General features: G+C 48.2%; 27 protein-coding genes. 3 read left to right on the top strand and 24 right to left on the bottom strand.

Annotation, left to right across the window (positions count from 1 at the left end):
* Positions 1-9 precede the first annotated feature (9 nt).
* The 8 genes from H8L47_RS24810 to H8L47_RS24775 form a co-directional block, all read right to left on the bottom strand.
* Positions 10-1050 (bottom strand): M23 family metallopeptidase, encoded by a 1041-nt coding sequence (locus H8L47_RS24810; RefSeq protein ID WP_186956368.1) that lies wholly within the window; start codon positions 1048-1050, stop codon positions 10-12.
* Positions 1051-1099: 49 nt separating this feature from the next.
* Positions 1100-1813, bottom strand: a complete 714-nt coding sequence (locus H8L47_RS24805; protein WP_222616672.1) for a hypothetical protein — start codon at positions 1811-1813, stop codon at positions 1100-1102.
* Positions 1813-2460 carry a hypothetical protein gene (locus H8L47_RS24800; protein WP_186956366.1) on the bottom strand — a complete coding sequence of 216 codons (648 nt, stop codon included), beginning with the start codon at positions 2458-2460 and terminating at the stop codon, positions 1813-1815. Before H8L47_RS24800 ends, H8L47_RS24805 begins: the two co-directional genes overlap by 1 nt.
* Before the next feature lie 43 nt (positions 2461-2503).
* Positions 2504-4090 carry a transglycosylase SLT domain-containing protein gene (locus H8L47_RS24795; RefSeq protein ID WP_186956365.1) on the bottom strand — a complete coding sequence of 529 codons (1587 nt, stop codon included), beginning with the start codon at positions 4088-4090 and terminating at the stop codon, positions 2504-2506.
* Positions 4091-4211: 121 nt separating this feature from the next.
* On the bottom strand, positions 4212-5384 hold the full coding sequence (locus H8L47_RS24790) for a hypothetical protein (protein ID WP_186956364.1): 1173 nt from the start codon (positions 5382-5384) through the stop codon (positions 4212-4214).
* 14 nt (positions 5385-5398) lie between these two features.
* Positions 5399-6046 carry a hypothetical protein gene (locus H8L47_RS24785; protein ID WP_186956363.1) on the bottom strand — a complete coding sequence of 216 codons (648 nt, stop codon included), beginning with the start codon at positions 6044-6046 and terminating at the stop codon, positions 5399-5401.
* A 99-nt stretch (positions 6047-6145) separates the two neighbouring features.
* On the bottom strand, positions 6146-6763 hold the full coding sequence (locus H8L47_RS24780) for a hypothetical protein (protein ID WP_186956362.1): 618 nt from the start codon (positions 6761-6763) through the stop codon (positions 6146-6148).
* Positions 6763-7251, bottom strand: a complete 489-nt coding sequence (locus H8L47_RS24775) for a type IVB secretion system protein IcmW (protein ID WP_186956361.1) — start codon at positions 7249-7251, stop codon at positions 6763-6765. Before H8L47_RS24775 ends, H8L47_RS24780 begins: the two co-directional genes overlap by 1 nt.
* A 179-nt stretch (positions 7252-7430) precedes the next feature.
* On the opposite strand from H8L47_RS24775, the gene H8L47_RS24770 reads away from it, so the two are divergent.
* Positions 7431-7958, top strand: coding sequence for a hypothetical protein (locus H8L47_RS24770; protein WP_186956360.1), 528 nt, complete (start codon positions 7431-7433; stop codon positions 7956-7958).
* 34 nt (positions 7959-7992) lie between these two features.
* The gene (locus tag H8L47_RS24765) at positions 7993-10293 is read left to right on the top strand and encodes a DotA/TraY family protein (RefSeq protein WP_186956359.1); all 2301 of its coding nucleotides are present in this window, start codon (positions 7993-7995) and stop codon (positions 10291-10293) included.
* Positions 10294-10512: 219 nt separating this feature from the next.
* Here the strand turns inward: H8L47_RS24765 and H8L47_RS24760 are convergent, their stop codons facing one another.
* From H8L47_RS24760 to H8L47_RS24695, 14 genes are all read right to left on the bottom strand, one after another.
* Complete coding sequence (locus tag H8L47_RS24760) at positions 10513-11526, bottom strand: hypothetical protein (RefSeq protein WP_186956358.1); 1014 nt, start codon at positions 11524-11526, stop codon at positions 10513-10515.
* 27 nt (positions 11527-11553) lie between these two features.
* Complete coding sequence (locus tag H8L47_RS24755; protein ID WP_186956357.1) at positions 11554-11805, bottom strand: hypothetical protein; 252 nt, start codon at positions 11803-11805, stop codon at positions 11554-11556.
* A 537-nt stretch (positions 11806-12342) separates the two neighbouring features.
* Positions 12343-13425, bottom strand: a complete 1083-nt coding sequence (locus H8L47_RS24750) for a hypothetical protein (protein ID WP_186956356.1) — start codon at positions 13423-13425, stop codon at positions 12343-12345.
* Positions 13426-13429: 4 nt separating this feature from the next.
* Positions 13430-14053 carry a YcbK family protein gene (locus H8L47_RS24745; protein ID WP_186956355.1) on the bottom strand — a complete coding sequence of 208 codons (624 nt, stop codon included), beginning with the start codon at positions 14051-14053 and terminating at the stop codon, positions 13430-13432.
* A gap of 29 nt (positions 14054-14082) precedes the next feature.
* Positions 14083-16653: a type IV secretory system conjugative DNA transfer family protein gene (locus H8L47_RS24740; RefSeq protein ID WP_186956354.1), complete on the bottom strand. Its 2571-nt coding sequence runs from the start codon at positions 16651-16653 to the stop codon at positions 14083-14085.
* Positions 16654-16741: 88 nt separating this feature from the next.
* Positions 16742-17521, bottom strand: coding sequence for a hypothetical protein (locus H8L47_RS24735; protein ID WP_186956353.1), 780 nt, complete (start codon positions 17519-17521; stop codon positions 16742-16744).
* A gap of 51 nt (positions 17522-17572) precedes the next feature.
* Positions 17573-18733 carry a type IVB secretion system coupling complex protein DotM/IcmP gene (icmP, locus tag H8L47_RS24730; RefSeq protein ID WP_186956352.1) on the bottom strand — a complete coding sequence of 387 codons (1161 nt, stop codon included), beginning with the start codon at positions 18731-18733 and terminating at the stop codon, positions 17573-17575.
* The gene (locus tag H8L47_RS24725; RefSeq protein ID WP_186956351.1) at positions 18711-19208 is read right to left on the bottom strand and encodes a lytic transglycosylase domain-containing protein; all 498 of its coding nucleotides are present in this window, start codon (positions 19206-19208) and stop codon (positions 18711-18713) included. The genes icmP and H8L47_RS24725 overlap by 23 nt, the downstream gene beginning before the upstream one ends.
* 40 nt (positions 19209-19248) lie before the next feature.
* Entirely contained in the window at positions 19249-19791 is a 543-nt protein-coding gene (locus H8L47_RS24720) for a hypothetical protein (protein ID WP_186956350.1), read from the bottom strand.
* A gap of 23 nt (positions 19792-19814) precedes the next feature.
* Positions 19815-20378, bottom strand: coding sequence for a hypothetical protein (locus H8L47_RS24715; RefSeq protein WP_186956349.1), 564 nt, complete (start codon positions 20376-20378; stop codon positions 19815-19817).
* Positions 20375-21094: a hypothetical protein gene (locus H8L47_RS24710; RefSeq protein WP_186956348.1), complete on the bottom strand. Its 720-nt coding sequence runs from the start codon at positions 21092-21094 to the stop codon at positions 20375-20377. The genes H8L47_RS24715 and H8L47_RS24710 overlap by 4 nt, the downstream gene beginning before the upstream one ends.
* A gap of 5 nt (positions 21095-21099) precedes the next feature.
* Positions 21100-21714, bottom strand: a complete 615-nt coding sequence (locus H8L47_RS24705) for a hypothetical protein (protein ID WP_186956347.1) — start codon at positions 21712-21714, stop codon at positions 21100-21102.
* Between the two features lie 11 nt (positions 21715-21725).
* Positions 21726-22187 carry a hypothetical protein gene (locus H8L47_RS24700; protein ID WP_186956346.1) on the bottom strand — a complete coding sequence of 154 codons (462 nt, stop codon included), beginning with the start codon at positions 22185-22187 and terminating at the stop codon, positions 21726-21728.
* A gap of 357 nt (positions 22188-22544) precedes the next feature.
* Positions 22545-23318, bottom strand: a complete 774-nt coding sequence (locus tag H8L47_RS24695; RefSeq protein ID WP_186956345.1) for a hypothetical protein — start codon at positions 23316-23318, stop codon at positions 22545-22547.
* Positions 23319-24067: 749 nt separating this feature from the next.
* Here H8L47_RS24695 and H8L47_RS24690 point away from each other — a divergent pair.
* Positions 24068-24946 carry a hypothetical protein gene (locus H8L47_RS24690; RefSeq protein ID WP_186956344.1) on the top strand — a complete coding sequence of 293 codons (879 nt, stop codon included), beginning with the start codon at positions 24068-24070 and terminating at the stop codon, positions 24944-24946.
* A 13-nt stretch (positions 24947-24959) separates the two neighbouring features.
* Here H8L47_RS24690 and H8L47_RS24685 read toward each other — a convergent pair whose 3' ends face one another.
* The gene (locus H8L47_RS24685) at positions 24960-25283 is read right to left on the bottom strand and encodes a hypothetical protein (RefSeq protein WP_222616671.1); all 324 of its coding nucleotides are present in this window, start codon (positions 25281-25283) and stop codon (positions 24960-24962) included.
* 185 nt (positions 25284-25468) lie between these two features.
* Complete coding sequence (locus tag H8L47_RS24680) at positions 25469-25702, bottom strand: hypothetical protein (protein WP_186956342.1); 234 nt, start codon at positions 25700-25702, stop codon at positions 25469-25471.
* Between the last annotated feature and the right edge of the window lie 12 nt (positions 25703-25714).

Genomic DNA, 25714 nt, shown 5'->3' with positions numbered 1-25714 from the left:
GTTAAGGTGTCAAGGGGCGATGCTTTGCAATGCCGGCTCGCGCAATTTCTTGACCTTGATCTGGATGGCCACATCATTCAATAGCGCTGTTCTGGTGGCTGATAACTGGACTATGTTTTCAGCTATTTCCCGCTTTTGATATTGCATGTAGATTTGGTAGGCTGTCATGACTGCCAGCTCATAATACAAAGGCAATTCACCTTTGAGTGAGAGTTCGGAATACCAGTGTTCCGAACCAAAGCGTTTTTTAGCTTCGCCCAGAATCATTTCAGAAAATGACATATCTTCTGCAGTCACAGGTGCAGGCAGTGGTGGTTGCTGCGAAGCATTGTCACCCGACTTGGCGATCTTGGCTGCGTCAACATTGGCGGCCGGATTGGTAACGCTAATTGAGGTGCTAGGTATTGTCCCCGTCGTCGCATTTTGGGCCATATACTTGTCGTAAAATTCTTTATCGAAATTAGGGGTTGCGTTGCCAAAGACATTCTTGTCAACCACACCGGCCGGACGTATCAAGCTTAAGGGCGGCTTTCTGTCGGGCGTATCTACGGCAGCCTGATAGGTAAATGAAACGCCGCCACAGAAGGGAGGTGGTATGCGCCACGCACTAGTCCGGCTTGGATCACCTTTGGTAATGACTTCCAGATGGATATGTTCCGGATTAGGCAATATGCCTGTATTCGATGGCACACCTAGCTTGTCTCCGACGCTGATAGCGGACCCATTCAGCCTGGCCTTGCCATTGGCAGCAGGTTCAAAATTTTTCAAATGGCAGAACTTGGTTGCAAAACCATCTGGTTGGGTAATCACGACCATATTACCGCATCCCCCCGTACCAGGATATGAATGATAAGTACCGCCAATAGGTGCTACCACCATCGGATCTGCCAATACTTTTTTCGAGAAGTCAGTCCCGTAGTGAAATTGCCATTTACCACGGCCGTTGGGATTGGCACCAAATCGCCAGCCAAATGGGCTACTGACAACAAGAGAACCTGACTTGACGACAGTTTGCAGGCATGTACTTGCCGACGCCAAACTCTGCGTCATTAAGCTCGCACATACCGCCGTTGCCAGCAGATAGGGTCTGAGAGTAAATTTAGCCTGCATTTTTTTTCAACAGTGGTTTGAGTATGGACTTAATCGTGTCTTTTTCATTTCGCGTGGGATTTTCACGCTCCATCAGGAATACGCCAGCCTCATAAGCTATCTTGTCTTCAAATCCTAATCCCAATGCTGCCCAGTTAAGGTATTGCCGGAGTTTTTCATTGCGCAGCTCAGCCTGCGCCCTGGCCGCGACTGTTTGCACTGTCTTGCATGCAGGCTGTTCGTATTCACCGTCTTGTGAGATATCAACACACAGGCTGTTATAGATAAAATGATGCAAGGTCAGGTAAGGCAAATCAAGAACCACACCTTTATTCTGCTCTGTCTGCTTAAGCCGAACAGCGGTATAAAACAAAATTTGTGCGGACACCACCTGATCGTTCGCGGCATACCAGGCCATTTTTCTATAAATCATCGCAAAACGCTTATCCGGTTCTCCAGCGATAATGCCGCCAGGACGCAAGACTGCGAGTTTGGGGTAGGCATAGGCCAGTGAGGTGTCGATTTTCTTCACTGCATCCGCTTCCTTCACCAGAAATTTCTTGTTGATCTCCGCCTGCTGTTTTGCTGTTTTTTCTATCACATAAAGAGAGAACCATGGGCTGTCTTCTGTTGGTTCACTGCCCACACTGACTTGCGCCAACACCAGGCCGGAAGCAGCAAACCCCAGGAAGATAAACAACAAACTATTGAAGAAAAAACGCATCATCTCTTTGCAACATACTGTTTTGTCTTGACATCGAACGTGAATGAAAAAGTCCTGTCCAGTTTTTCCAAACCAGTACCTGTCTGATTCACTGCTGTACCTCGTTGTTGCAAGACCACATCTGGATAATCGGGTATGACTGAAGCTGGGAAACTAGCAGTCAGCCTGCTTTCAGCACATAGTTTTTTCCCTTCACATGCAGCACCTTCCAGGTTATTCAGCAATATCTCAGCAGTCTTGAGTATGCTCTGTGGCTTCTTGTCAGCATTGAGGATAAATATCTCTGCTGCCGCATAGCCATATCCACCACGGTTGGCAGGGATCAACACCACAGCAACAGGACTTTTACTCTGAGAGAAAAATCCTGCAGTTCCGGTCGCGTCTTCGACCGCGATGCTGACGACGCCACCAGGGCCGCGCACGTTGATCATATCGTTGGCGCATTTCCCTGATTTTTCGGGACAGTTACCGTCACGAATAAATGTCGATACCCAGTAGGAATCATTGCCATTACTGGTAACGGCAACTATTTTTTCAATTCCCGCCGCCGACTTTGCTTCCTGTCCCAGTTTGACTGTATCAGCAGCCTGGCAAATTGCCGTTGCCGCAAACAGGGCACAGGCAAGCGTAAGCACGTGTTTCTTCATAGCATCACCAGATCTTCTATTTTCACCGTCATCATCCGCATGGTCAGCATGCATTGATGCCAAATTTCTTACGCCAGAACTCCCAGTACATCTGTCCATTGATTTGATCCAGAGGTACACGCGGGCTCATGTTTCCCTGTATGGCCTTCTTCCGTGCTGCAGATAAAGGGGCGCCCGTCGTAATATTGTCATATATCTGCTTGAAGCCTGAGGCGCCCATATTGTGCATGCCATACAAAACAAAAACCGGTGGTACGCCTTTCACACCCTTCGGAAAAGTGCTGCTAAAGGCTGCGATATTGGCAATTGCATATTTCTTTGCCGCGATACCGTTTTGATAGGGATCAAAAATCTGGGTGGGCAGTAGCCCACTCATTCCCACGTCAGACAAAGCACCAGCCCCCATTTGATACAGGCCATAGTACTTGGCTGGACTCACTGCATTCGGGTTCTTGGTCGATTCCACGTAGGCATAGTAATGCCACGCAGAGAGCGATATGCCAAAGTTCAGCAAAGGAGAACCAGAGTCACCATTGGCAAAGGAATTGTTAATCGCTGTATTGACAGCTGCAGTACCCATTTTTTCGTACTTGGCAAAATCAGCGCTGGCAGCACAGCGTGCCTGTGTTTCGGCTGTACCTGTGGTGGTTGAAGATGGATCGAGATTAGGATTGGCATCAGCAATCTGATTAGCCACATCAGCACGTGCAGAATTATCTGCGTTGAAGGCAACCACAACTTTGCTGCGCCGTGCAATTTGCGAATTGAGGGAATGTGCAACGGTGCTCATGCGTGCCTGTATGACGTTATTACTGCCAGAGAAGGCTTTTCTGGCATCTGAATTGTAGGTATCTTCGCTGTAATCCGTGGCAGGATAATTCCCCATACCCAGGACATTCTCTGTCCATACCATGGCAGCCCGCTTTTCTTCTTCTGAGAGTTGCGTGGTCTTTGATTCACCATCTCTGATATAACCAGGCGGCATGACGTCCAGGTTTTGCAGATGATCAGCAGCAGCAGCGTCGCAAATACCATTAAAGACATCCGACAGGGTGCAATAGCTGCTTGCGTGTCTGTGATAACTGGCCTCGGCGTCTGACATTCGGGATGTACGCATACTGTTAACGAGGCGGGTATTCATTGCATCAGTCGCTATCGCCGCACCTGAAGAAACCAGGGAGGTCACCTGCGTTTGCCCAACCAGTTCATTGCACACCTTACTAGGCATGGTGACACCAGTGTTCTTGATCAGGGTAGCAGAAACTGCCTCCTGTGGACTACGTGGAGTACTGCCAGGCAACCCTACCTGACTACCGAACAAGAAAGCCTTACCCTGCATCGTCGCTGCCTCACCATCCGCCCCTACCTTATTACGTGCGCCCTGGGTTTCATAGGCCGCAACAACTTTCGCACTTGCCGCCGCAGTCTCTGGCAGTATTTGATAATTAATTACAGTCAGTAGAGCAAGCTTGACAGCTGCGAGGGCAGCAGCGATTGCCGCGAGTATCGCTGTTGTTGCCTGAGATATGGCGATCAACATATCTGGCGACCAAATCTCGCACCAGTAGCCGCCCACATACACGCAGACCCCGGCATTAGCTGATTGCGAGATAAACAAAAGAGGTAACAACAATAAACTCAGGCAAAGCGGAGCATACCGTCGCAGGCTAACCCTCCTGGTGGACTTGTGTTCCTGGCATTTCTGTTTATCAAAGAAAAATCGCATGATAGGGCTAGTTCTTCTGTTGCGCTTATGGGGAAGTCGAGCCAATTGCCCGCAGAGCCATTTCACGATTTTTCGCGTAATTTGGATTCAGACTCACCGCAATTTCATTCAAGATTGCAACCTGTGTTGCCAGGTTTTGCTCCACCCGCTCTTGTTGCACATAGGATTGGTAATCCATCCAGCTTTTGAATGCCATCATCTTGTTTAACTCACGTAGCAGGCCATTGGTATTGTATTGAGACAAGGTCAGATACCAGGACTGGTCAACGAAACGATTTTCGACGAAAAGCTTCATCGCCTGCAATGGCGACAAGGCTGTGACACCAGGAGCTACCAGGCCCATGGAGTCTGGTGTCAGGCTGGGGTCAACCTTGCGCATGAGAGCGCCATTTTCCATCGTTGCCAGAGAAACAGAAGCGCGTGCCGCATAGGTATTATTCGCGGAAAGCCATTGCTTGCCAACAGCAGTCTTGGAAATTTCATTTACATTACTTGGCGTATTTGGTGGTTCACCCACAACGTTGACAGCAAAACGCGAAGCCGCGATAAGACCAGCATCATCCAGTGGTTGGTCGGCTGATGCCAAGACCGTCTTGGAAGCATTCACCGGAGCCTGATAATAACGTTGCCCCTCGTCTTTGCTATCCATGTAATGCATATCGTCCTGATAGCGTTTCGCCATCTCTGCACGAATATCCGGTGCGCCATTGCGGAAATAGTTAACCTTTGCCTGTACACTTTGTGAGTCTGGCGAAACGGCACCGACTGCTGAACCCAAAGTCGTTGAAGAATTCAGATCATAACAATTGCGCTGGCCATTCAGCATGGGGTCTTTAATATTAAGCAAGGCAATTGCAGCAGCTTCATTGAGCTTGATATCGCCATCCACGGCGACCTTGCCTTCTGCCAGCACCTTGGCTCTGGCTCCATTCATCTCGACCGCAGCTTTTACCTTGGCACCAGCACTCCAAATCTCTGGCACAATGTGAAGCTGAACAAGCTCAAACATCAAGCCAGTTATCGCCGATGCTGCTGTAGTGATTGCCGTTGCTACTGTGGCACCAGCTTGTAACGCGCCAGCCGCGGCAGCGGCACCATCACCACAGCAGGCGTCAGCGCGCATTGGGATCACTGCGACAGGCAAGGCAAGAGCACAAGAGATAGCAACTGCCGTCAATTTTTTGTTTAACTTTTTCATCGCCTAACCTTTGCTTATAAGCCTGGAATAATCGATAGGGACTTAACGGTGGCTGCCGCCGGTGGCGCCGGAGAATACGCAGGTGGAGGACTCACTGGCGGGAGGTTGTTCACAAAATTGCCAAAGGTATTCACACCAGACTGGTTCACACCAGAGTTAACGGTATTGACCGCATTGCTGACTGCACTATTCCATGCACCAGTTGCAGCAGCACATATTTTCAAGATGATGTCATCGACCAGTTTATCAATTAATTTCCCCAATATCACTTCCATGGCCGCGGTAAAGTTGAAACTGGTTGGCAAATTGAACGTTGCCGAAATCATTTGAATATTGCTGAGACAGGAACCGATGGAATCATTGAAGCGCTTGACAGGATCACCTGGCGCAGCTGCAGTTGCCATGTTTTGCGCAGCTTTAGCAATTGAGTTATCAATCGCTGTGCCACATCCTTTTTGCATCCGTGCTTTTGCCTCATCAGTGCCCAGAGTATTTGCTGCCCGCATGTTTTTTTGCGTATTTGCATCAAGAACGAACAAGTTTGAGCCGACAGGGCCTGTAGCGCCGACAGTAATTACACTATCGGCTCTGGACATTGCGGGCATGACACCGATAGACACTATCAATAATCTGCACATCATTTTTTTTACAGTTTCTCGCATCACTACACTCCTTGCTTTCATATCGTTGTCTGAGCCAATATCAGGTTCGCACATCTCTTCACTTTACAGGTCGGTATCACACAGCTAGCAGTCAAACAACTATAAACCCGGGATGCCCGAGGGCGGGTTCGCAGGTGCTGGCGCAAAAGGCGAAGGACTGACCGGAACGGGAACGGCATTGACAAAATTTCCAAACGTATCTATCCCCGACTGACTAACACCTGAATTGATCGTATTGATCGCATTACCGATAGCAGAATTCCATGCACCTGTCGCTGCGGCACAGATTTTCATAATGAATTCATCGACCAGTTTGTCCATGAGTTGCTTCAGTATTGTTTGGAATAAAAGAGTAAAACTAATACCGCTCGGCAAATTAAACGCCAGCGAAATTTGCTGTATGTTGGCTAAGCAAGCATTCACACTATTATTTAATTTTTTTGTGGGATCGCTGGGCGTCATTGCTGTTGCCATACCTTTGCGCAACTTGTCACTCGCATCTGCCGCTTTGTCGGAACATTCAACAATCTTCGCATAATCAGTCTGGTTTGCACCTAGCACACCGTTCGCGGCCAAGATCTTTTGTGCAGCTGAATCCAGGGTGGTAATCGATAAGTCTCCCACGCCTGACATACTGTCAGCGGTACATATGCCCGGCTGCATGACCATCAACGCCAGCCCTCCAGACAAAATCATTTTGCGAAAAATAGAGTTCATCAATTCGCCCGCACACTTTGCTCAATTGCAGACTGCACGGCAGCCAATCGTTCGGGCGCAAACACGGTTTGTAATAAAGTCGTTTTCCTGATAAAACGCAGCCTGCCCATCAAGAGCTTGAATGCCACACGGTCAATCGCACTTATCCCACCTTGCTGGTCAAGACTATGCGCCTCGCGCAAGAAATCAAGTTCGAACTCAGCGCTGCCTCTCTCCAGCCAATCTACTATGCGCAGGGCACTTGACGAAGGCATGTAGGCAAGCACAACCAGTAGGTCATTGATGAATTCTGCCTTTCTACCGGAACGCACAGCAAGGGACAGCATTGCTGGCATTGCTGCCAGCAATGCCGCCAGCTCTTCATCGCCGAAACCTTCAGCGTCAAGCACCCAGTCCTCGGTGGCATCCATAGCGCCAACAAGGTATGGCGCACCAGGCGAAACTTCGCTCCAGTACGCCTCCAAGCCATTACTTGTTAAGTCGACCATATATTATCCATGCCAAAAAAATACAACACTGACGCATTATAACTACAGAATTATTTTATTCAAATACCTTTGAAAATTTTACTTATTTTGAAAATATCCTTATAAGCTATAACTTTTTTAAAAATTCTATTTTCACTTGCCGAGTTTATATCATCAGGTTATCATTAATAATTGAAAAAGTGAAAGTAAAAAACTTAATGGCGGTGAATTTGGACAATCAATCAACATTAAGAGATGCAAATTCAACAACATCTGAAACCAAAGATGCTGATGAATTTAGCGAGCACTTACAAAAGCACAAAATGATCGAGGCAGCTCATCATGTTGCCGATGTCTTGTTGGGTCCGGTGGGTGGCTTGCTGGTGGCGCAAGCCTTGCACGCAGCAGATATGGCCGCAGAGTTATACGGGCAGCCAAATGCAAACAAGGCGAATGCAATTCCCTTAAACCAGCCTCATTTGACGCTCAATGGAGTACCCACTGCGAAACCGGTATTGGTGCTTGACGCCAATGATGACCCCCGGAATCCAGGCAAGAAGCTGAACAAGAAACCGAGTGAAAAAGCAGTTTGTGAAACAGAAAAGCGCTATCACGAAAGGGCCTTCAGTCAAGACATGACTTTAACACCAGCCATCAGCCCACCTATGGGCCAAGCGGGTATGCAGACGACCACAACTCGCAAGAAAAAACGTATTACACCTATTTAAGCAGGCACAGAGATGTCGAATTTCAGTTACCACATTGTCAGAATACAAGCCGGTCTTTGCCCAACAGCTTTCAGAAATTAAAGAGATACCCATGCGCACAAGCAAAAAACTCAGCATCTTCATCTTGCTCACATTGGCAATTACCTTGATGGCAACTGGAGCGCACGCCGGAAATTTTTGGGTTCCCACACAAGGCCATGGTGACTATTCAATACAAATGTTGAAATTTATCTTTGGTGATGTCGTCTTGAAGATTTATGACGGGACCATAGCCGACAATAACAACCACATCCTCTCAAGCCTACTTGCCAAGATGAACGCAGGAGTCCTGGTCATTGGCATGATCATCATGGCCTACACTTACATTGGTGGCGCGGTCCATACCGCCAAAGATGGTGAATGGCTGGGCAAGAAATGGGACACCATGATGGTTCCATTGCGAACAGCGGCTGGTATGGCAATGTTGCTGCCGACTGTAGCAGGCTACTCCTTTTTGCAGGTAGTCCTGATCTGGTCTGGCATACAGGCAGTTGGTCTAGGCAGCACTATCTGGACGACTGCTTATACCAGTATATCCAAGCAAGTCTTTACTACTCCGCCGTTCCTTGCGCCAAACAAAACTGCAAAGCAAGTCTTTCTCATGGTGGCTTGCAAGCAGGCTGGTGATATGTATGGAATGACAATAACCCCGAGTTCATCGGATGGCAAAATGATTTATGCTGCGGCAGGATCTCAAGATGCAGGTAGCGCTGGTTTTTGTGGTTCAATTCAATGGAGCGCCTCCAGTACCTTCACTAAACTACAAAATGCTTCTACCAGTCTGATTGGCTGTGACAACTTGTTTTCCAATCAAGTAGGTTGCACAAAATTACTTTCAGATGCAACTGCTCAGCCGTTTTCATCATTCAATGTCGCTGGTGTCGATGGTGTGGAACTGTTTCAGCCTACTGATAGGAAAAAATTTGAAGATGCCATGCGCATTGAGCACGGGAAGATCATTGTCGATATGCTCAACAGTCCTGTATTAATAGAGATGGCAAACGAATTGCTGTTATCGACGGATTCATCCAAGCGCTCCATGCTTCCAGGAGGAAAGTATCAAAATACACTGGCAACCATCCAGCTGCAATATGAGAAAGATTTGGTGAAAAAAATTCAAGATCACATGAAGGCAACCCTCTTTCAGGGACAGTCTCCACAAGCCTTGTGGATCACCAAAATGGCGGCTCAAATGGAGGCTGGCGGTTGGTTGCACGCTGGTTCCTTCTATATGAAAATCGGTAATTTGAACAATGCAGCACAAAGCGTGATCAATGGCGCCATCTCTACGGCCTATACTATTCCCAATATTTCGGGGATGCAAAATGATAGCCAGAACTCTGCATTTTCTGTCTTTCTGAACAATATTCAACAAGCCGTTATCGGGACGAATGATCTCTCTACAAAAATAGAGAGCAACACACCAGCCAAATTTGATTTCTTGGATATCAGAAAAACCTGGAACGGCATCACAGACGGAATTTCAACGGGTATATTGAAATTTGCCATGGTCGGTGAAATCGGAAAAAACGGCATGGACCCGCTGATACAGTTAAAATCGATCGGTGACACCGCTATCGTAGCGGGCGAGCTGATGCTGGTAGAGGGGTCGGGTGCTTTGCCATCCAAGGACAAATCTGCTGACACCAGTACCTTTTCGATTATCCTGGCCGCCTTGACCGGACTCATGTTGAGTCTGGGGATGTTTCTGGGAATTATTCTCCCCATGCTTCCCTACGTATTCTGGGTTGCAGGCGTCGCCTGGTGGCTGATCTCTTTTGTGGAAGCTGTCATTGCAGCTCCCATTTGGGCGATTGCACACATGCACCCGGAAGGACACGATGTTGCTGGCCGCGGTTCGCCAGGATACATGTTTGTGCTGTCTATCCTGATACGCCCGGCACTGATGGTCATCTTCCTGTTCGCCGCCATGCTGCTGATCAAACCCATCATGAATTTCGTTAATCAAGGATTCTTTCAATCCATATCGAATATGACTGAAGGCTCCATGGTCGGCATTATGACGCTACTCGGTACTTTGATATTGTATTCTGGCATTACCACCAAAATGATTACGACAGTTTTTGGAATCATCAATACCGGCCCGGACAACATCTTGCGCTGGATAGGCGGCAATAGCGCAGTTGGCACGCAAGCTCAATCAACAGCAAGCAGTATCCATCAAGGCGTCGATGCCGCAGGTGGTCAGGCAGCGGGTGCGGTCGGCAACGTTGTAAAAGGCATTGGGGGCAAGATGGCGGCCAAACGCGGCAGTGTCGTCTCATCTGCGCAATAGTCATAAATCGGATTGGTCGAAACATCCAGGGACGCATTGCTGCACGTCCTTGGATGGAGGTTGCAAGAAGTCGTTAACATTTGCAGTACATTCCCCACCTACCAATATACAGATGCCATGACTACCGGATTAACCCTCCCGAATATAGCTATGCACCATAAAAAACGCTGGTCACCTTGTGGCAACCAGCGTTTTAGGGTTATTGACTACTTAAATGTATCAACCGTCTTTTTGAATACCCGTGGTAGAAAACAGTTTCATGCTATTCAATGGAAGCTGAGATAAAAAAGGTAGCTTGGCGCTGATGTCACGACCTCGCTTTGGGCGCTTTGCAAGCTGGTCACCCTCCCCTGGAAATTGCAATCCCGTACCATTGAGCATATCCAAATTCAGTTCCCATGATTTTTTTGAACGCTCTTTCCAGACATGAAGGGCATGCTGGTAATAGGTTTGTGCCTGCGTCTTGCTCCAGCCATTGATCTTGGCGAGTTGCATCATGGCGGCTTCAAACTCATCATCACTTTTTGCTCTGCTCAGTTCTATGTTTTTTACTGAGTGACAGTTCGGACATAAGCTCATCAGTGCAGTGATTTTTTGCATACCCCTGGCTTCGTCATATTCAAAAACTTCGTGACATTCAACCGGGTGTTGATGACCTTGTTCAAAACCATTTTCAAGACAGATCTCGCAGCGATAACCGGCGCGCACAAATACCGCTTTTTTGAGACGGTTAAAATCGGCGTGACCAAGATAACTGCGAACGCTGGAAAAGCGGCTGGAAAAAGGGACGGGGTCAATAGAAAGTACCGGACGGCTTAAGGGGACTTGCAGCAGGTTTTCAGCACCTGGCTGAGTAGTGAGTATAGTCGGACGCAAAGCCGCCATTTTTTTCAATTCCTGCTGCAAGGCAGGCAATTCACTGGAGTGCACCCCAATCTCACTGACGTTTTTATTGATCACGCGCACATAAGGAAATATGTTGGCCAACTGCGTCAAACCAAAATTCAGCTCGTCCCTGAAAAGCATACCCTGCTCTTCATAAAAACCATCAATAGCCAACACCCGGCGCTGTGCTAGTGATACAGGCCCCAACAAACACAGTCGCTTACTTTGAGTCTCAGGGTCATACGCAACCACCATACGCAAGGTGTGCATCGTCAGATCCGCCCACTTGGTAAGTGGCTGGGCTGCGGGTTCTGAAGATTTCAAGTCCTCATTCATGATTTCGTTCACTGAATGCTCCAAACTAAAACGCTTTTATCAATCTTTCTGTTCCGGATTTTGCTGAACCTGTTTTTTCAACTGAGCACCGGAGCGCCGCCCAGTCATATCCATCTTGAATCCACCAACGAAGTTCCTGCCCAACTGGCGCACTGAACGCAAGCACCAGATAATCATTTGTATAATTAGCTTCCGCGGTTTGGTTACTTCCGGATCAAGTTCAGAATGCTGATCAAAGCCATATACAACCAGGCAAAGCAATACAACTACCAAAATCCAAAAGTAAAACATATTTACCTTATACCGTCTTTTATGTTTGAAGCGCTCAATTCAGTGAGTGCTTCATTGTTGCAGAAAAGAATGTCCATATCATGAAAAAATGAGGACCCTCTAGATCATAGTTAACTCAAAATGACGGGTATTGCTGCAGATTATAAAAAACTTTTATGGAATCTTGGCATTCATCTAAGCCACATATCTTATCCTAGAGGGCAGGTTCAGCCTATACCGACGAGTCCAAAGTGGTTTCCCTTTTGTTTCTATTTGCAAGTGCCCTTGACAAAAATGAAAATAGCTAAGAATACAAGACAATCAAGCAATTTCAGACCTGGCGCATACAGCTTTCAATTCAAGCTTGGCTAGCCAGAATGTCGCTATGTAGCACACGTCATTGTCTGTATATGAACTGCTCGTCCGCATGCATTCGCTGCCATTTGCATCGCTAATTCTGGCTTGCCTTGACTGCGCTGCCTGGCGGCTGCACATACCTCGGTATGTACTGTCCCAAGCCAAATTCCTGACACCACAAGCTCAAGGAAACATTTGGTTTCAATTTTTCCTGATCATACGCTCAATTTGCTCGACTTCTGGTTGCTCTGGGACAATGAAAGCATTGCGCTCACCACCGCGCTGATAAATGAGCAGAGGAGTTCCTCTAAAATTGGTATCGCGCAAGAACAACAAATTTTGAGACAAGGAACGTGCCATTTTGTCATCTGGCGCAACAGACTTGATGGTTTTCCTGAACATCTTTTCGACAATATCGGCTTCACCTCGGTTTGATAAAAAGTAAGCCGCCATCTGTGCAGACGGGCTTTGCATATTGTTGCCACTCAATGAAATCACAGGAATCCAGCGCACGCGCAATAAGCCTCTTTGCACGTAAGGCCGCAGCATTTCCCAGGTTTTGTGGCAGTGCGGGCATATAGGATCAAAAATTACATACACGATATTATTGCCACTCCCCTCTTCTACCCACGCCGTAGACTTTTCTGCTGCGGCAAAGACCTTGTTCTTGAACTCGGTAGGCACAGACTCTAGCTCCCGAACGGAGTTGAGCATCTTGCTCTGCTCAGAAATGGTCTTATCGACTTCACCTGCGACCGCTGTTGGCATGACGGCTGCGGACTGGGCTATACCAGCCTGTTCAGCCAGTTCAAGCTTGGTAATGGAACCGCCAGTAGAGTTAAAGACTTCGCCAGCCGCCAGGAATTTGCCATTGGCAGTGATGTAGAAAATCTTTTTGATGCCATTGCGCTCCACCACCAGCCCCTTGAATCCAGACGAAGAACGGAATTCTTTAACGACATTATTGCCTTTGCCCTGCATGATACGGTTCCAGTCAGGGGCGGTCTTTGATGCTGGATTCTTTTGAGCTATCGGCAAGCCATCTTCACCAAACAATTCCCCCGAAAAAAGGTAGTCACCGTTTTCAGTCACATAAAATGTTTTCTCAGCACCACCAGCTTCCACCACCAGGCCGCGAAAACCTGAGGGCGAAGAAAATTCTTTAACGACTTTGTTACCACGCACAGTCATTATTTTCTTCCAGTCGGTAGCAGCCATCGCGGACAGTGAAAGCGACACTCCCAACGCCATGAGAATACTTTTCAATATGAGGTTCTTTTGCATTACATCATGCCTTCCATAAATTCGGCTTTCCCACTACATCAGTGTGAACAAACCCACGTTTTTTATATAAGCCGACGCCACCAGCCTTGAGGCTGAGCGCAACGCCAGCGAGATCTTCCACACTTACGCCATCCAGCCAGCCGTCTGCAGCACCGGCATATACATGGCCGGAGTCTGCAGCAGCACCTTCGGTCTGGTCATTGGTCACCCACGACCGGTATCCTGAAGTCAGGTGGTAATAACCATGTATCCCCTGATTAAACCAAAAATGACTTTGAACTGAAGTAATCAGGGCTGCCAGACGCATATCCACTTGTACGATCCTGGAACTCCTGACATCCCGCAAGAACCAGCAAAGGCGCTTGTAGCCTTCAGCATCAATACGACCATCCTTGTCCCACAGAATAAAGTCTGCACGTTCGGCTGCATGCCACTTTGAAGCTTCCCGCGTCAAATATATACGGCGCAGTATGCGTCCTTCGCCGGGCTTTTTTGGATAGTGATACTCAGGGCTGAACAGTTGCACCGCAGTAGCGCCTGCAGTAGCAGGTAATATCAGCCCTGCTGCAGCTGCAAAGGACTTTGCAAGGAAATCCCGTCGCGGTACTTTTTCTGCATTGCTTTCCATGTTGTGCGAAAAAATGATCATCTGTGCAATCACCTGGTCGCATACTTCTTACTGAAAGCTTGGATCAAACTGCTTTTGCCACTGCGTTTTGCTGGCGTCGGCTGGCACGCATAGGATGTATTGGCAGCGATGGCCTTGATCAAATGCCCTGCATCACTTCTGGCTTTAAAGGGAACTACGCCCAGGAGCATGTCCATGTTTACCAAAGCTGCATGGGTATGCACCTGGTCAATCAGTATCTGTGCCAACCTGCCCTTGCCGGTTTTTTCTTCCATGGCATACAGCTCGCTCAGGCTAGTTTCCGTCTGCCATCCTGCTTCATAGGCTGCCGCTGTTGCCAGTTGCTCGTGCATGCCGGCCTGTATATCTGCCGCCCAAGGGGCGACTACTGCCTTGCTGGCTTCATCCAGACTGTCGTTGTCGCGGCCAAAAATGTTGACAACAGCACCATCGAACTCATGTTCGTCTGCTTTTTTCTGGCCAGAGCGCTTGCCAAACAAGGTACGAGGTTTTGCCTCAGCCTTTGCAGCGACCTGATCCTGCGCATCGTCTACGCAATTTTCCGTTATCGTTGCTGATGCTGGCTTGCTTTCAGTTGCTGCCGCTGCAGTCTCATTCTCTGCACCATGCGTCACACTCGCGTTGGCGGCGATAACTTCAGCAATTGCAGGATTCTGTGCACTTTGTACATTCTGTGCGGCCTGCGCTGCATCCGCCTTCATTTTCAGTGCTTCGGGCGACAAGTCCCAATCAAGCATTTCACCGTAAGCAGGTGGTTTGACTTTGATGAAGTGGTTCAGGCGATACTTGCTCAACAGGTTGCGTTCATCCACCATGCCGCAAGAAAACATCCTGGCCCGAATGATTCTGGACTTGAACAGGATATGCGCTTCGCCCGGCGTTTGCTCTTTCAAATCCTGCAGGGAACCGCGAGAGCGTTGTTCCATGGTGGCGTTCATATTGTCCATGTAGTTGGTGGACATGCCATTGGTGCTGGCTTGCATACCACCCATAACCATGACGTCGGCCATGCCTACTGATTTTTCGAAAATCTCATAAGTGCGCTCTGCATCTTCGAGCTTCATGAATATCTTGATATTGCAGTTGGCAGCAATCGATGCAGCGTCTTCCTTGGAGGCTTTCTCAAAACCCGGCATATCCTGGCTGGCGAAGACCATGCTAAAGCCCAGACTACGCGCCTGCGCTGGCATGACAGCGACCCCTGGCACGGCGTAGGCACCGTATTCATCCAGTATCGTCACAAAAGGCGATGGTGCATTGGTAGGGCGGTTATCCAGCACTTCCATCTTGCTGCCTTCCATCTGCGCACCCAGGGTGGCTGCCATCATGTTCTTCAAACTCATGATGACGACTTTGCCCAGATTGGCCAGCTCATCCTGGGATTTTTCCAGAGCGGGCAGCAAGACCACCAGAATGCGCCGATTGACGACGACGTCGTACAAGTCAACTTCACCCAGATTGGTTTTGAAGATATGACCAAGGGTGTCTGACAATGAACCCAGCACGCGGGTGAACTGCATTTGCAGGTAACCATGCTGTTCCAGCGTGGTGGCCGACTGGTCAGCCCCCTTCTTCTCAACAAAGCCCGGCAGGGAACTCAGGTAGGCCTTGATGGCAGCCTGGGCGCGGTCAGACAGTTTGATGGGTGTGCCATCAATCGGGTTTTTACCATTCGATAAAGCGACAATGTATTTCAATTGCATGAAATCACGTATGACTTCCACGTCCAGCAAGATACGGCCAGCATCGCGCAGGGACACCAGGGCGATCATCAAGCCCGTCAGCAAGGAAATCGCACGACCTTTCCACATGTCGCCACTGCCACCAGAATCCCCCATCAGACCGACCAGCAACTGGGTCAGCGCGTCAGATGCACCAAAAGCAAAGGGGTTGATGGTGTTGGATAACTTGGTGAGTTGGGGACCTTCAATATCACGTGAGCCGGTACCAAAATTGATGATAAGGAAATCATCTTCCCTGCCCATGGCACGGCTCATGGAAAAGATCGTGGCAAACAGGCTGGCATCGCCTTTACCATCGACGAAAATAAAACCCGAACCCTGCATCAGGGCGTTATAAGCCATGGAGACCAACGCCACGGTCTTACCGCTACCGGTAGAACCAAAGATCAGGATGTGGGTACGCAAGTCATCATTATTGAACCAGAGTTCGGCATCGTCTTTTTTGCGATTGCCAAAGTGAGAGATGCCCTTGGCCCAAGTCGGTTTATCAGTTGCGGGATTAATTTCTTCCGGATCGATAATGCCGGAACGCCCTTTGCCCTCATTTGCGGATGCGTCATACGCCGTCGACATAGGCATGCGGAAAGGCAGGCTATAGTGTTTAAAGCTGGAGCGTATATACAGGAACAGCAAGATACCGAATACGACGATGTATTCATGCCAGGTAGGCGAGATCATGGCAGCAGCGCCAATCACAAACATCAGTATGCTGGCGGCTTCCGGCTTGAAAAGAATATCTTCTTTTATCCTTTGTAACTGCGGACGCGTGTCACGTCGCCGGTGATGGGCCTTGACCTCATTTTCCGGCTCAAGACCTGACTGTTGTGGTTGGGCCATGCTTCCCTCAATACTCGATTATGTCGAAAACATCATGGCTTGTGCGCAGACCGCACAAGCACGGTTTATCCATGTCTGAACACCAGGATCAGAAGCCAAAATTTCCCTGGCTTTGATCAGGCCTGGCGCCTGGCGCAGCAGTTGGTGCCACAGGAGCAGGCTCCATCGCGGCAGCAGGGGCACCAAGCATGGAAGATGGATCTGGCTGAGCTTGCATAGGAGATGCAGGCTGAGCCATGAGTTCGCTGCCGACAGTGCGACTGCGGTTGATGTTTTCCATTTGCCGGGCGACTTCCGGATTGCGCATTTCCATGCTGGTAGTGATTTCCTCCAGAGACTTTTGTGGAGCGCGCTTCATCATCGGTATCGACAATACCAAATACACGAGCACCAGGAAGCCCAGGATCTTCCAGAACCTGGTTTTCCTGGCATTCAGCTTGGCCAGCTTGCGCAAGGCAATGCCAGCGCTTTGCAGATTGGTGAAAGAAGCCAGTACCATGCCGTTTTCCAGGGCATTACCCTGCCTGACGATGAGGTGATAGGCATCACTTTTTAATTCACTGACAAGACCTGTCGCCAACTTGGGCAAGATCCTGTCGGGCTGCGTTACGTTTGCCGGTGTTGATGCGGCATCTCCTTCGTTTGCAGCAACCGGGCTCGATGGTGGCGATAAGGTTGAGCCGCTTTCGATGGAAAATATCGAAAATCCCCTTTCTATAGAGGGAAAGCGTATGACGTTGGCCACCTCGACTTCGCGCGCACCTTCCAGCAGAATTTTTCCAAGCACGGTCAATTCTTGAGAATTAAAATTCTTATTGACCTGTATAGCCTGATAGCTTTCAAAACGATTGATCAGATTTTGTAACATTCCATTTTCCTAAATAAAATCATGTTGAATTCAACTAGTTATCGCTATAAATCATTCCAACTGGCCATTGTTGGTATCGAGGTACTCACCAAGATAGGATTCCAGGCCATCCAGTGCAGTTTCGACATAAGGGCGCATCACTTTCGATTTTGACTGCAACTCAGCTTGATAATGCGCGAATATCCCGGCTGATTCCATCCAGCAGGTTCTTCGTCCCAGGGAGTTAAACATGTAAAACAGCGTGCGGTTCACTGGTTTTAGCCATAAAAACTCTGCAGAGGCGACGACACCACTGCTACGCGCCTTATCCAGCAAGGCCAGCATTGCTGTCGCCATGTAGGCATGGCGCGAGAGGATTTTTACGATCACATCGGTATTTTTATAACGCTCAAAACAAGCGACGCCCAATTCACTCTCAAATTTTTCCAATGCCAGCCTGACAGATAAGTCGTTAGTGGCCACGCCAACTGCAGCGCTTGAAGTTGATAATTGATTCAATATCTTCAATGCAGTCTTTTTGTCACCACAAATCTTGGCCATGAACGATCCCAGCAATGCCTTGAGATAAGGTGGTAAGTCATCGAAAGACACAAATTTTGGGCCTAGTTGCGCGATCAATGCTGACTTTGCCGTGACACGGTTCAAGCGTCGCTTGTTTTCTGGCAAGCCACTGACTTCGGAAACGTGCTCATAAGTTTCCCAGAGTTTGTTTTTGTCTACCCATTCCTTAGGCGTTGTGCTCCAGGCCCAGCGCCCCGTCTCAACCGGCACTTTCAACAAATTTGCGTCCAGGGCAGGTGTAATACAGGGCCAAAGAGCGACCTCTTTTTTTGCCAGCGAGAACATATCCCAGCGGCGTTTGAATTTTTGCGAGGGATGCTTGAAGAAAATGTAGACCCCCATCGCCACACACAGCAGCATGGCAGGTACTTTGGTGTATCTCCCTATCAGTTCGCCGTTCGCAACAAACTCGTTGTACTCGACTTTGCCATACTGCACACTACTCATCCAATCCAGAGCAGCGCGCACATCGGCGTCAAATAAACCGATCAAAGGCCCGGTCACATATGACCTGAACACGAAAACAGCACCAACAATAAAACCCTTGCCTACAAACCAGAGTATCAATACACCAGCAGCAAACAACAGCATGCCCCAAAGGCCTTCATTAGATGTATCGTTACCGGAATTACCTGCTTGTGGTGGCGGCATGCCCTGCTCCTGCGATTAAATATTCCCATTTACCTGAGCTGGCATCGTATACAGCCAGCGACCGGAACCAGTTCAAAAATTCTCTATCTTTTTGAATTGCCTGATACTTCTTGTACACATTACTTACATAAGATGAGCGATAAGGTTCGTTGGCTGAATGATATAAACCTATTGCACACCACACATCCGACTTGCATGTGGCATACCTGAGTTTGAAAATATGCGCACCTACATAGGCATTCAGACAGTTATCCTTCAGCACCCGGTCTAAGGAAATACGATGTTCTGCCAGATACTGCCTCCAGCTTGCATCATTGATCTGGAAGCGACCATAGTCCTTTGTCCTGTTTGCATTGTCAGAAGTGCGCGCAGAAGATCCACGTTCCTGCGCATAAATCGCCAACAGTGCCATCGATGGCACTTTGTAATACTCAGCAGCGCCTTTAACGCATGAATAAAAAGCAGGTTCTGACATGGTATCTGCTGGCGAAATATAGACATCCACGAACCTGACCTCAATGATTACTGTGATTCTTGTTCAAGTCGACGATCTTAGCTGACTCATCAGCGCGCTTACTGGTATCGACAACTTTTTTTTCACTCAAGCCTTCACTGATCTCCTTGACACTTTCAGACAGAAAGGGAAACAGAACACCCAGATACTCAGCAAACGAGAGCAGTGCACGATGACGTACCTGGGTCAGACGGAAATGAGCAACCAGCCATCTGGTACCTATCATCAGCATGACTGCCAGCGAAGTTACCAGGTGCGACCAGGGATTCTCTGAATAAGGTGCGCCACAGGCAAACAGAAAAGCCACCGCTGTCAGCAGCGCATAGATAGTCGTTTCTTTTTTCCTGTATTCCAGAAATCCGGCTATGTCATCCTCGGTCCAGCCCAAACGTTCCCTGGCTTCATTGAAGCTTTCTTCACGCTCAGAACGAACGCTGGTAAACAAGCGCTTGAATGCACTATGAGTAAAGCCAGTCACCTTCTTGGCATCACCAGATGGAACAAGTTTGCGCCTTAAGGACGATGCTTCGTTTTTTTCCGTCATTGGAACTCCACACAAAAGTGCGATTAAGTATTCTCAGTTTCTGGCTCAGGTAAAGGAGCAAGTACCATCTGGAACAAATCCAGCAAACCGTTGGCATTGACTATCTTCTTCTCTTCCAGCTCTTCCAGCAAACGTCCATCGTCTATCTCAAAACGCCAGTCTTTCACTTTTCTGTAACTGTATTGATGCATGCGCTCTATGGCATCGTGTACAAACAACAGAATTACGGAAGGGGATACTTGCAAACCGGTCTCCGAAATCTGTGCACGGTAGCCGGTCCGGCTCTGAAAGCTGGGATCAGGAATCCAGTCGATACCAAAACTCTGCGCCAGCGTGCCATTTTCAGGTGGAATTGCATAATCACCCTCGAAGAAGCTATCTTTGTAATGCCGCTCAGCCAGGTAAAGCATGGCAGGAAACAACCCATCCTCACCATAGACCCAGTCATTTTCGCTGCTCCCATAGACGATGCCGTCATGCACGCGACCATCGGCGTTATTAGCAAAAAAAATGTACTGTGGCGCAAGCAGGGACTCCATCGTCCGGCTCAACAAAGGCAGTGCATTGGTACTGGCTAGTGCAGTCATTTGCTACGTATCTCCAGGATTTTCAGTTCGCAAACTTGATTCATGGCATCCAATGCCAACTTTTTATCGACCTTGCCTATCAGACCCAATTGCACTGCACGGTTCTGTGGAGAGATGTAGTATTGGTCTTCAATCAGAGTGGCAAACAAGTTGCTGATGTTCTGCATCGGCTTGGTACCCGCTTCACGCACAAATGGCAAACGCATGACTTGCTCACTTAATCGCCTGGCTTTTTCTTCATAAGGTGCATATGCCTCACCGTTAGATCCCGCTAACAACGCGCCCATTGCAATATCCGAAAAACCTGCACAAATCTGGCTGGACTGTGCCAGGGAAAACACCGACGGCACACCACTGGCTGCATCCTGTTGCCCAAAAGGATTTTGCACACTTGCGGTGGGTGCAGCGACAGAATTCTTATTGGGGAAATCTGGAGGATTCCCACCCAAGCTGGACCTATCCACAGTCTGGGCGCCGCGATTGGCGGCGCTTGCGCCAGATAAACCAAAATCGCCGGATAGGGCGACTGGCATTTCCTTATTCCCACCGGACACACCGGTATAAGCGACCAGAACACAAGAAAGCAAAATCATGAACAGAGCGCCCATGCCAGCATATTGCAGAAAATCATGTTTGCTGTTGCCGGCAGGCGCATACATGCGTGCGCCCAACAATAGCAAACCCAGGATAAAGAAGGACGACGCAGCGTAAACCATAGGTCTTATTTACCTGAACGAAAGTAATCAGCGAAGGCTGTTTTTCCAGCCGCTTTTTCCGCTGCCAGACGTTCTTGCTCATCGCGTTGCGCTTCTGCAGCTTCGGCCATGGCATCTCTCAGCTCGATACGGAGATAGCGCTCTTTTTCAAATATCGTGATCTGCACACTTTTTGTACGCAGTCGCTTGGTGTCGTGATATTGATGGAAATTATTTTTTCCCTCATCGGAAAAATAAGCCAAATCCTCTATGGCAGAATACAAATTGCCGACAAAGCTGCCATCGGATTGCACATACGGGTCCCAGCCCAGTGGAATGCGTGATTCAAAGCGGAAGGCATAGCGATGCGCCCATGCATCCAGGTGTTGCCCCATGGTTTGTCCACGCTCATAAAACCAGGCGTAATTCATAGTCACCGGATCTATTTTGACGAAATCGGCAGATTGCGCTGGTTCCAGTTGCAAGTTCCTCATGAACGGTGAAGACTGCTTTGCCTGCGCCTCAACGATGCCTTTGAAATTATTTTCCGGAATAACTTCGCGATACTGTACTGTTTGTCGCGTGGTGCAGCCTGATACAACCAGCGCAGCCATCACTACTATCATTGAAAAAGCTCTCACCTGTCACTCCTCTATGCAGCAAATCCGATTTGATAATCCAGCGATACCGGCACCCGCTCTATTAAATTTACCGCGTAACCGCCTGCCTGCTCCAGCTTCACCAAACCACAACCATCGCGGAACAGGAAAGCCATGGCAAATACCTGATGCCCATCTGAGCCATACAATCTGACTGCATGGGCAATCATTTCATTCATGACATAGCGCGTGTTCATGTGCAGGGATTTGATGTCGTAGTCCATGACCACCGCTTCTGATACCGCAACATCCACCTGCAACTGCCCTGCTGATCTCGATAGAAATATCATGCAGTTATGAAAACAAAACGGCGCAATCACTTCAGCGTCCAACTCCATCTGCACATCCAGCATATATTGCACGCAGACTTGCACCGCCTTTTGCAGCGTAATTTTTTCTGCAGCCTGGATGGCCCCAGTCACTTCACTTGTGCGCAAATTCGAATCCAGACTCACTGCAGACACTCTTAGCAAGTAAATAAAAAAGCAGCCATTGGCTGCCCCCACTGTTTAGTGCAGATATATGTAATTGGTGAATGCGCCAGCTTTATTTGCACACCAGGATCAACCTGGCAGCAAGCCGGACGAATGCAGACTCAAGGTGCAGCTCATATAACCGCCCTGAAACTCGGGCGTACCATATGAAGCCAAAACATCTCTATCCAGTTGATTGCCATCCATACATAGTGAGAGTATCAACTCCATGCATGGGCAAGACAAAGAAATCATCAACTTTTAATTCGCATTTTGTGGCGCAGGCAGCAGCACCACCCCCATATATGAGGCAAAGTTTAGGCGAATGAAAATCAAAAGTCAAACGATTTTCCGCAAGTACCTTTCAGACATGGGATAGCCCTCTGCAAGCAGGGCTGTGACGGCATGATCATGCTCTTCCAAACGATTGCATTTGATCGCCAGCTCAGCAAAGTTTGCAGAAAATGCGGGAATGGAACCGCCATAGCGCGCATCAACTATCCAGGCGACGAACTTCTTCAAGTGCCCGCTTGCAATCTTTTTTTCCGACCATTCTTTAACGCGTTCAAAATTATGTAAAACCAGAAGTTCAGGGCGAGGTACTTTGACGACAAACTCACCGATAGGGTCAGAACATATTTTGTCTTCGTAGAACTCGTACTCGTCATTGGTTTTGAGCATTTCGTACGGGGGATGCAGGGATTGCACCAACATCAGCTTGATATCGCCCTCTCCCAACTCCAGGCCATACGAATATTCACCGGCAACAAATACCAGAGGCGGACCAGATTCCGGAATAATCGCCTCCAGCGTGAATGCACTCGAGTAACACAAACCCGTTGCGTTCTTGAAATGCAGGCTGGCCAGACGGATCGCATGACGTATCAAAATGGCTTTACCATCTGCCATCCTGTCTGTGGGGATATACACGCCATGTGCCACACGTTGTATCAGCGCTTTTTGGGCCAGATAATAACTTTTATTTTTTGCGATATTGGTCCCGACTATCATCAGTTCGGGAAATACTTCATCCACCACCACTTCCTTGGCAGGTGACTTACGCCGCGCAGTCACTTTCTTGACTTTTTCAGGCACAGGTTTACTTGATTTCAATTACAGGTTTCCTCAACAAAAACGATGACTACAGACTGACACTCATTTCAACAAAATGAGCAAATTGGCGAAAGGAGTTCTAGTATATTCTGAATTAAGGGTAGCTCTGTAACCCACATACACACTTAACAACATTCATGCTTCTGAAAATATGCAGACGTGCAACAAGCGATCTGGCTTTCTCGCTTTTACAAGTAAATAAACGTGCGATACATGCGCGCAACGCTGTGTTCACTTCTGACAATGTTATGGCCTTTGAGTCAAATATCAGACGCCATTGTGTTACATTTTGTAAGACTGACATAGTCCACATGCCAAGACGGCGCAGATATCCGACAATACGATTGATGGATAAGTATTAGCAGAATTCCGCTAGGAAAAACGGTGTCAACGCAATCAGTTGCAAGACGTTTTAATTTCGAGCAGCGCCTGGTTTTTAAGACCATTTGGAAATGATACGCTTGCGTGAGTCGACTGTTGAAAATCTGCAAAACACCCCAATCTACGAATGGAATGACCAAAACAAACTATTTGCACTTACCTCGTTTGATATGACAAATGCCAAATCAAAAAAACATGGTCATTAAATAGTTTAAATGGCTTGATGAGGCAGGCAGTTGAAGTAATACATGGCCAGAATACAGTACTACTCGCGGTAGGAAAATCCACGTTTGACTTTCCTACTTTAATTTCGTAATATCTCGCGTGCTAAAAATAATAAATTGCTTGGATAAAGCAAGAGGACAAAGATGAGTGGTTCAACTATCGAGCTTACGGAGGAGGATATTCTTGATGTACTTCGCCGTAATGGAGTTGACCCCGAGTTTGTTTCTCCAGGGCAGCTAGACCGCATTTTTGAGTATATTGAGTCGGAAGAGGATCGCGTCCTTTCGGGGAGTCTCTACTTTGACGACCCAAAACAAATTCAAATGTATGCGCGAGTCGAGATCGCCAACATTTTGCGCGAAAAAGGCGTGCTTGAAGTCAAGCCAGAACTTGCAGTGACCGTCACTGGTGCCTGCCTGATCAGCACCGACATCTTTGAACGCTACAATAAAATTCGTGCTGAAGTCGACAAGTTGGAAAAATTCGGCAATGTTGCCATCACGGTCAGTCCGGTCGTGGACGGCAACAAGACCGCGCATCAAATCAGCGTAGATATTCACGAAGTTGCATTGGAAAACGTCAACGCTGCCTCTTTGATCACTGACGCGCTGTCAGAAATATCCAAACGTGCAATGCTGGGTGGCAGCTTTCAAGTCAACTTCATCTTGCAACGTGAAGATACTGCCATGCATCAGCGCAATATCGATAGTGGCATCATGCCTGCCAAACTGGAAGTGATTGATTTTGGCTACGGCAGCGATGGTGACGAAAAATTTGCAGAACGCACTTACAAAGATGCAGAGGGTGACTTCTTCACCTTGCGCCGCGATGCAGGTGGTTTTTCCCAGTTCACTGCAATTGGTCCATATCAACATGTCAGCGACAAGGACAGTGCCCCTGTCAACGCACTCAATGGTGACAATTGGACAAAAGTGGAACCAGAGCTATTTGAGTTAATTAATCAAAAACTCAATCAAAAACTTGAACCACTTGCCACGTCACCAGCCACTCCCAAAATGTAGCCTGGTGCAGTCGCTACTTTGCCGCACCACTTTTCCTGTCCGCAATAACTTGCATTACAGCCTTGGGTATCTCGGTACTGGAACTGGTTGCATAGAATGGCCATGGGTGTGAAGCAGGGCATTTGTATTCCACACTTTTCTTGTCGCTGGACAAGCGCCAGGCAATCACGGTTTTTGCCTCCAATCCTTTGCAATCACCGGCTGGATGTGACACTTGGCTAGCCAACAACTCCCCTTCATACCGGAAAGGATAGCTGAAGCGCTCCACCGCTGCTGCAAAGAACCAAAGTGTTGCCAAGAACAACCAAATCTTGGCTTGCAAAACGAGATCTGACATTTTCATGGAATGGACCAATCCGGCAAAATTGGCATTGAATACGGATAGAGAATGACTCAACAAGCCAGCGACATGCAACGCAATCCGCGCAATCGCTTAGCAATTTCCTGATTACAATAAAAGCCCGCCCTGATCAGTGCAGAGTTTGCTTCAGTAACACTTCTGCCCTGGAAAACCTGAGCTACTTACTTCATCGACAATGCGCTGCCACTTACCAGTGATTTGACAGGTGGTTCAGCAATTGCTGACATCATCATTTTCGATGGTCCAAACGGCACATCCATCTTCCCAGCTTTATCAAGCAGGCCCGAACCTTCTTTTGATGACATGACAGATTCAACCAGTTTTTCAACACCATGCTCAATCACTTTCGAACCTACATATTTTGCGGCCATACCGGCCAACACGGGCAATGCCATACATCCTCCTAA

Origin of the sequence: Undibacterium umbellatum, from assembly GCF_014284125.1 — a bacterium.
Classification (GTDB): domain Bacteria; phylum Pseudomonadota; class Gammaproteobacteria; order Burkholderiales; family Burkholderiaceae_D; genus Undibacterium; species Undibacterium umbellatum.
The sequence above is the reverse complement of the archived record's forward strand: the minus strand, read 5'-3'. Positions and strand labels throughout refer to the sequence as shown.